The sequence below is a fragment of the Erwinia sp. AnSW2-5 genome, assembly GCF_045107195.1.
In the GTDB taxonomy this organism is placed as follows: domain Bacteria; phylum Pseudomonadota; class Gammaproteobacteria; order Enterobacterales; family Enterobacteriaceae; genus Erwinia.
Window position 1 is genome coordinate 203,353 of record NZ_JBJGXA010000031.1, and the last position, 7,058, is coordinate 210,410.

The 7,058-nt window shown below is 50.5% G+C and carries 7 protein-coding genes; 4 read left to right on the forward strand and 3 right to left on the reverse strand.

Translation table 11 applies throughout. The features are described 5' to 3' along the window. From cyoA to ACFL9S_RS19185, 3 genes are all read right to left on the reverse strand, one after another. A complete protein-coding gene (gene cyoA / locus ACFL9S_RS19175; protein WP_405263440.1) occupies nt 1–939 on the reverse strand; it encodes a cytochrome o ubiquinol oxidase subunit II in 939 nt (312 codons plus the stop codon). A gap of 534 nt (nt 940–1,473) precedes the next feature. Then, nucleotides 1,474–2,952 (reverse strand): muropeptide MFS transporter AmpG, encoded by a 1,479-nt coding sequence (gene ampG / locus ACFL9S_RS19180; RefSeq protein WP_405263441.1) that lies wholly within the window; start codon nt 2,950–2,952, stop codon nt 1,474–1,476. A gap of 43 nt (nt 2,953–2,995) precedes the next feature. After that, the gene (locus ACFL9S_RS19185) at nt 2,996–3,574 is read right to left on the reverse strand and encodes a lipoprotein (RefSeq protein WP_133846316.1); all 579 of its coding nucleotides are present in this window, start codon (nt 3,572–3,574) and stop codon (nt 2,996–2,998) included. A 287-nt stretch (nt 3,575–3,861) separates the two neighbouring features. Between ACFL9S_RS19185 and bolA the strand changes: the two genes are divergently transcribed. The 4 genes from bolA to ACFL9S_RS19205 all read left to right on the forward strand — a co-directional run. Continuing rightward, nucleotides 3,862–4,176 (forward strand): transcriptional regulator BolA, encoded by a 315-nt coding sequence (bolA, locus tag ACFL9S_RS19190; protein WP_133846317.1) that lies wholly within the window; start codon nt 3,862–3,864, stop codon nt 4,174–4,176. A 324-nt stretch (nt 4,177–4,500) separates the two neighbouring features. After that, entirely contained in the window at nt 4,501–5,805 is a 1,305-nt protein-coding gene (gene tig / locus ACFL9S_RS19195; RefSeq protein WP_405263442.1) for a trigger factor, read from the forward strand. Between the two features lie 332 nt (nt 5,806–6,137). Then, nucleotides 6,138–6,761 carry an ATP-dependent Clp endopeptidase proteolytic subunit ClpP gene (gene clpP, locus ACFL9S_RS19200; protein WP_133846319.1) on the forward strand — a complete coding sequence of 208 codons (624 nt, stop codon included), beginning with the start codon at nt 6,138–6,140 and terminating at the stop codon, nt 6,759–6,761. A 107-nt stretch (nt 6,762–6,868) separates the two neighbouring features. After that, nucleotides 6,869–7,058 (forward strand): ClpX C4-type zinc finger protein (locus ACFL9S_RS19205; RefSeq protein WP_405263443.1); only part of this gene is annotated, 190 nt, incomplete at its 3' end.

Genomic DNA, 7,058 nt, shown 5'->3' on the forward strand with positions numbered 1-7,058 from the left:
TTATTCCTCGGCTCCCGCGTGAGCGGCATTGCTCATATCCATGCCTTCGTGGCCTTCGCCGTGGGACATGTCCATGCTTCCGCCGTGGTTCATCTTGAACTGACCAATAATGTCTTTAAACAGTTCAGGTTTCACACTTGAGAAGAATTCCACCGGGTGATTTTCGCTAGGCGCAGCCAGCTTATTAAAATCATCCATTGTCATGAGGGTGTCTGGTGACTGTTTCGCTTTAGCAACCCACTGCTCGAAAGAGGCTTCGTCAGGAGTAGCAATCGCTTTAAACTTCATACCAGAGAAACCACGACCACTGAAGTTCGAGGAAATACCATCAAAGGTACCTGCTTCATTCGCAATCAAGTTTAATCTTGTCTGCATACCCGCCATCGCATAAATCTGGCTACCGAGCGTAGGAATGAAGAAGGAGTTCATGACGGTGTTCGAGGTAATCTTGAAGCTCACAGGGCGGTTTGCCGGGAAAGCAATCTGATTAACGGTAGCAATACCCTGTTCCGGGTAAATGAACATCCATTTCCAGTCAAGAGATACAACTTCGATCACGATAGGTTTCGCGTCAGATGCCAGTGGCTTGCTAGGTTCCAGTGCGTGGGTTGATTTCCACGTCAGAATGCCAAGGAAGACAATGATCAAGATCGGCACAGTCCATACTACGGCTTCCACTTTGTTCGAGTGGGACCAGTTTGGGCTGTATTTCGCATTGGTGTTAGATGCCCGATATTTCCAGGCGAACACCACGGCCATTAAGACTGCGGGGATTACGACGATCATCATCAGGCCGAAGGCCGTCAAAATCAGCGAACGTTGCTCCATGGCAATCTGTCCTTTGGGATTTAATAACGCACTATCACAACCACTTAACAAAATCATGCTTGCGATTAATGACAAAATCCCCAAACTTTTATTGTATTTCCTGAGTCTCATTTAACGACCTCAATGACAAGGGCTCTATTGTCGTTTAAGTGTGGCAGCATTTTACGGGAAGGTTTCAGTACTGTAAACCTGCAACAGGTTTTGTCAGCGGGGTGTTGACACCTTTTGCAAAGACTGTCGCATATGTTGCCGGGAGTGGCAAAATATGAATACTGGCAAAGGGTTGGCATCAATATAACAAAACCCGATAGGAAAAACTGTACAAAAATTGTATCCGCTATAACCAGCCATTTAATGTACCATTTATTTAACAATTTATTATCAATTGCGTGATATTGATTAACTAAATTTAATTACGTACCGGGTTTTAATACCTGAAAATTAGGGGCTGCAATCGTCAAGAATTTTTTTAACTTACTTAATAAAGTATGAAAATAATATTTCTCGTCAAGTCATCAACTTTCCTGATGTGTTATCTTCGGTCCGCACTCCCTGTGCGGCAAAAGCCACTCTATTTGTTAACCTATTGTTAGCTAAATAATTTTCTTAACATTTCTCGAACGAAAAGACATTATCGCTGATTTACTATGCAGTATGGGATTTTCGCAGCGCCAGGAAGTCCAGCAGGGTTCCCATCACAATTCCACCCAGCACCAGAATAATGCCCGCTTCAAACAGAGGGGTACTTAGCCCTGAGAGTGGGAGCCAATCCAGCGCGTTAATCGCCAGCACCAGCAGCCAGACTGCGAGTAGTACACAGCCCGCAATCAGCCCTCGCACTGCCCAGCGATAGCCTGAGCGGTAGGCGGTTCGCGGCAGAAAGTCTGGGTGAGTTTGTGCATATTCCAGCGTTGAACGGCACCCGAGCAGCAACAGCAATCCGGGTAGTGCGGCCACCACGGAGAAAGCATAAAACGTCGGCCAGCCCCACGACTCAACAAACCATCCCGCCACGGGGCCAACATAGACGCGGCCCACCGCTGAGAGCGCGGAGAGCAGGGCAAACTGAGTGGCTGAAAACGAGCGATTGCACAACGTCATCAGCAGTGCCACGAAGGCCGCAGTACCCATACCACCACACAGGTTTTCCACGGTTACCGCGGCAGCCATGCTGTAAAGGTGTTTGTCAGTTACTGACAGCACCCAGTAACCCAGATTGGACACTGCCTGTAAAATACCGAACAGCATCAGGGCGCGGAACAGGTTAAGACGTTGCATTAGCACACCGCCAGCCAGTGCGCCGATAATGGTGGCGACCAGGCCAAGTGTTTTGTTGACCAACCCGACATCGCCTGCATCAAACCCAACCCCACGTATCAGAAAGATAGTGGTCAGGCTGGCAGCGAAAGCATCGCCCAGCTTATAAAGGACAATCAGTGACAGGATCAGCCAGGCATTATTACGGTTGAAGAAATCGCGCAGTGGCGCAATAACGGCTTCTTCCAGCGTATGTGGGCGATCAACCGTAGCATCTGGTTCTTTAGCCAGTAAGGTTGCTATCACTCCGGGCAGCATCATGGCGGCCATCAGCCACCAGATTGCCTGCCAGCCGAGAAAACGGTCGGCCAGCCACAGCGCCAGTCCACCGGAGACCAGCATCGCCAGCCGATAGCCCAGTACGCTAATCGCCGCACCGCTACCGCGTTCAGTGGCGGACAGGACATCCGTTTTCCAGGCATCAAACACAATATCCTGAGAGGCCGAACAAAATGCGATCAATACTGCCAGCGCCGCCAGCAGAGTCAGGTCACGTGAAGGCTGCATAAAGCCCATCAGGGCGATCCCCACGATCAGCAACAGCTGAGTGACTAGCAACCAGCCACGCCTGCGCCCAAGAAACGGCGGCGTGTAACGGTCCATCAGCGGTGACCAGAGGAACTTAAAGACATAGGCTTGCCCGACGAGGGAGAAGAACCCGATGGTTTTAATATCGATATTCTCAACAGCCATCCAGGCCTGGAGCGTTCCAGAAGTGAGCGCCAGCGGCAGCCCGGAAGCGAAACCGAGTAATAAAAGAAGGGCAGAGTTGCGTCGGGTAAAGATGTGCAGATAGTGATTAGGCATACGGACCTTACATCAGGCCCGGCGTCCTGCCGGGCCAGAGAGATTAACGCGCGTTTTGCTTGATAAAGTCGTTAACGCTGGTGTCCTGCGCCATGTCGGCAATCACGTCACCGAGGGTGCTGTTGACGACATTGGTGATTTTCTGATTATTCGCGGCGAACGCGCCTTCAACACTGCTGGTCTGGCGGTAGTTCTTCACCTGCTTGCTGCCATTTTTAGCCGTAGCGATGATTGAGATATCCGCTTTCGTCGTGATGCTGTAACGCACATTACCCTGAGTAACATCAGCGTACAGGCCATTCACCACGATTTGCAGATCAACAGCTCCGCTTGGGCCGACCATATAACCGCGTGCGGTCATCTGTTTCTCCAGTGTTTCCTGTAACAGGAAGCGCAGGTCGCGAGAGGGGGTTAGCGTAATCAGCTGACCATCGCGGTTAACCTTCGCCAGTGCCTGATCGCTACGCTGATCGGCACCCGTGATGCTAATAGTGATGCCCATCAGACTTGGGTCACGCTGTGGCAACTGAATTTTTGGTGAAATGTCGAGCGTATTGCTGCTCCCTGCGCAGCCAGCCAGGATTAACACGGCCAGCAGAGGGAAAAATAATTTTTTTAACATGCTTATTTTCTCGATTACGTGAGTAGTATTGCTGACAAAACTGCGGTCATCATATCATTGCCTGTCGGCAGGGGAAGCCCCGATCGAGCGTAAATTCATCGCGTTGCGGAATTTTCAGACTTAATGAGACTCAAGCATTCGACCTCGAGTTAGTCGATGCGTTGCATGGTGGCGGTTGAAATTAAATGCCATCAGGAAAAAAACGGTAAAGTGCGTCGGTTTTACACAAAAACCGACTACGATTTAAAGGGATGGGGCGCAGTTCTCTGCATCAGAGGAGTACAGGTATGATCCGTGAACAGATAGAAGAAAAGTTACGAACGGCGTTTTCTCCTGTGCATCTTGAGGTGCATGATGAGAGTTACCGCCACAACGTGCCTGCGGGCGCTGAGAGTCACTTCAAAGTGGTGATTGTTAGCGACAGCTTTAACGATCAGCGTTTTTTGACTCGCCACCGGGCTATTTACGGTGTACTGGCAGATGAGCTGGCCGGCAGTGTGCACGCACTGGCACTTCACAGTTATACCTTGAAAGAGTGGGAGGGGTTACAAGATACCGTTCCCTCCTCACCAAACTGCCGTGGTGCCGGTACGCTGGCCTGACCCGACGCACAAAAAATGAAAACGGCCTGTTGGCCGTTTTTTCATTTATAGAGCCTGAAAAATGTAGCAGTCAGCAAATTCTTGCGATTTGGCAGCAAAAATGTAAAAAGTAGCGGGGTCCGGGCGAGAGTGTAGCCTCGACTCATTAAGACGTTGCCGCTATAATGCTGCGTCTATTTTTTTCCGGAATGTCTTCGGGATGCTTCTGTGAAACAGGGAATGTGGTTCTGGAATCAGAAGCCGTCCCGGTTCTTAGATACACTCTGGTCCTCCAGTGGTGTTTGTCTGAAGTTGACCGAGCACGTGATTTTTTGAGGTAATAAGATGCAAGTTTCAGTAGAAACAACTCAGGGCCTGGGCCGTCGCGTAACGATTACCGTAGATAAAGATGTGATCGAAAACGCGGTGAAAAGTGAGCTGGTCAGCGTAGCTAAGAAAGTGCGCATCGACGGTTTCCGCAAAGGAAAAGTGCCGATGACTGTTGTTGAACAGCGTTACGGTGCTTCTGTTCGCCAGGACGTCCTGGGCGATCTGATGCAGCGCGGCTTTGTCGATGCGATCATCAAAGAAAAAATCAATCCGGCTGGCGCACCAAAGTACGTGCCAGGCGAATACAAAACCGGTGAAGACTTCACATTCTCAGCTGAGTTTGAAGTGTACCCGGAAGTTGAACTGCAGGGTCTGGAAGCAATCGAAGTTGAAAAACCGGTTGTAGAAGTGACTGATGCTGACGTTGACACCATGCTGGACACCCTGCGTAAGCAGCAGGCCACCTGGAAAGAAACCGACGCCGCAGCGACGGCTGAAGACCGTGCAACCATTGACTTCTCCGGTTCTGTAGACGGCGAAGAGTTCGAAGGCGGCAAAGCGTCTGACTTCGTACTGGCAATGGGCCAGGGTCGTATGATCCCAGGTTTCGAAGAAGGTGTTGTTGGCCACAAAGCGGGCGAAACCTTCACTATCGACGTTAACTTCCCGGACGATTACCACGCTGAGAACCTGAAAGGTAAAGCAGCGAAGTTTGAAATCGTACTGAAGAAAGTTGAAGAGCGCGAACTGCCAGAGTTCACTGAAGAGTTCATCAAGCGTTTCGGCGTTGAAGATGGTTCTGTAGCGGGTCTGCGTACCGAAGTGCGTAAGAACATGCAGCGTGAGCTGAAAGGTGCTGTACGTAACCGCGTGAAGACTCAGGCAATCGACGGTCTGGTGAAAGCCAATGACATCGATGTTCCTGCTGCTCTGATCGACAGCGAAATTGACGTGCTTAAGCGTCAGGCTGCACAGCGCTTTGGTGGCAACGAGAAGCAGGCTCTGGAACTGCCTCGTGAACTGTTCGAGGAGCAGGCTAAACGCCGCGTCGTTGTTGGCCTGCTGCTGGGCGAAGTGATTCGTACCCATGAGCTGAAAGCTGACGAAGACCGTGTTAAAGCGCTGATCGAAGAGATGGCTTCTGCATACGAAGATCCAACTGAAGTGATCGAGTTCTACAGCAAAAACAACGAGCTGATGAACAATATGCGTAACGTTGCGCTGGAAGAGCAGGCTGTTGAAGCTGTGCTGGAAAAAGCGAAAGTGACTGAAAAAGCCACTAACTTCCAGGAACTGATGAACCAGACTGCTACGGCCTGATTCTGAATTCTGTAGGTTGACGTTGAGCCCGCTGCCTTTTGGCAGCGGGCTTTTGTCGTTTATGGGGTAAAATCCCACTGCTTTTATGGGCTATTTGCGCATTTAATCTGCAAATTATCGACTAAGCTACTTTTCCTGGTTAGCAGTTGATAAAAACGTTGTTATGCTTGAAACAGCGGGGGATCATCCCCAAATTGGTACAACGAAGTCATCAGGCCCGATAACTGTCCGGACGGCATCGGGTGTAAGGCCTGGAATCATAGTGTTCCTGATCGCTCTCAAGTAGAATCGCTACAGAGTGTTGCCAAATGAAATTTATCCAGGAGACGATAATGTCATACAGCGGCGAACGTGAACTAACTGCACCTCACATGGCTCTGGTGCCAATGGTGGTCGAACAAACCTCTCGTGGAGAGCGTTCTTACGACATCTACTCGCGCCTGCTGAAAGAGCGCATTATTTTTCTGACCGGCCAGGTCGAAGACCATATGGCCAACCTGATCGTTGCGCAGATGCTGTTTCTGGAAGCGGAGAATCCAGAAAAGGATATCCACCTTTACATTAACTCTCCTGGTGGCGTCATCACCGCAGGGATGTCAATTTACGACACCATGCAGTTTATCAAACCTGACGTTAGCACCATCTGTATGGGCCAGGCCTGTTCGATGGGAGCGTTCCTGCTGACGGCCGGAGCGAAGGGCAAGCGTTACTGCCTGCCGAATTCACGCGTAATGATTCACCAGCCGCTGGGCGGTTTCCAGGGCCAGGCGTCAGACATTGACATTCATGCCCGTGAAATCATCAAGACCAAGCAGATGATGAACGAGCTGATGGCAAAACATACCGGGCAGACGATCGAAACCATTGAGCGCGATACCAACCGCGACCGTTTCCTGTCGGCCAGCGAATCCGTCGAGTACGGCTTAGTGGATTCTGTGCTGTCCCAGCGTAACTGATTAAACATGTTGTGACATGTAGCCGTTGCCTGCGCAGATAGCTCTGGTGGCGGCCTGCGTAACTAACCCCTGGTGGGAAGGTGAGTGTGACAATGAGGGGGAAGTAAATGACTGATAAACGCAAAGACGGTTCGGGGAAGCTGCTGTACTGCTCTTTTTGCGGCAAAAGCCAGCATGAAGTGCGTAAGCTGATCGCCGGCCCGTCTGTGTATGTCTGCGATGAATGCGTTGACTTGTGCAATGACATCATTCGCGAAGAGATCAAAGAAGTTGCGCCACACCGTGAGCGCAACTCGC

Bases quoted from the DNA above. Each gene is read 5' to 3' on its own strand.
- cyoA (WP_405263440.1), bottom strand. From the start codon at position 939: ATGAGACTCAGGAAATACAATAAAAGTTTGGGGATTTTGTCATTAATC.
- ampG (WP_405263441.1), bottom strand. From the start codon at position 2,952: ATGCCTAATCACTATCTGCACATCTTTACCCGACGCAACTCTGCCCTT.
- ACFL9S_RS19185 (WP_133846316.1), bottom strand. From the start codon at position 3,574: ATGTTAAAAAAATTATTTTTCCCTCTGCTGGCCGTGTTAATCCTGGCT.
- bolA (WP_133846317.1), top strand. From the start codon at position 3,862: ATGATCCGTGAACAGATAGAAGAAAAGTTACGAACGGCGTTTTCTCCT.
- tig (WP_405263442.1), top strand. From the start codon at position 4,501: ATGCAAGTTTCAGTAGAAACAACTCAGGGCCTGGGCCGTCGCGTAACG.
- clpP (WP_133846319.1), top strand. From the start codon at position 6,138: ATGTCATACAGCGGCGAACGTGAACTAACTGCACCTCACATGGCTCTG.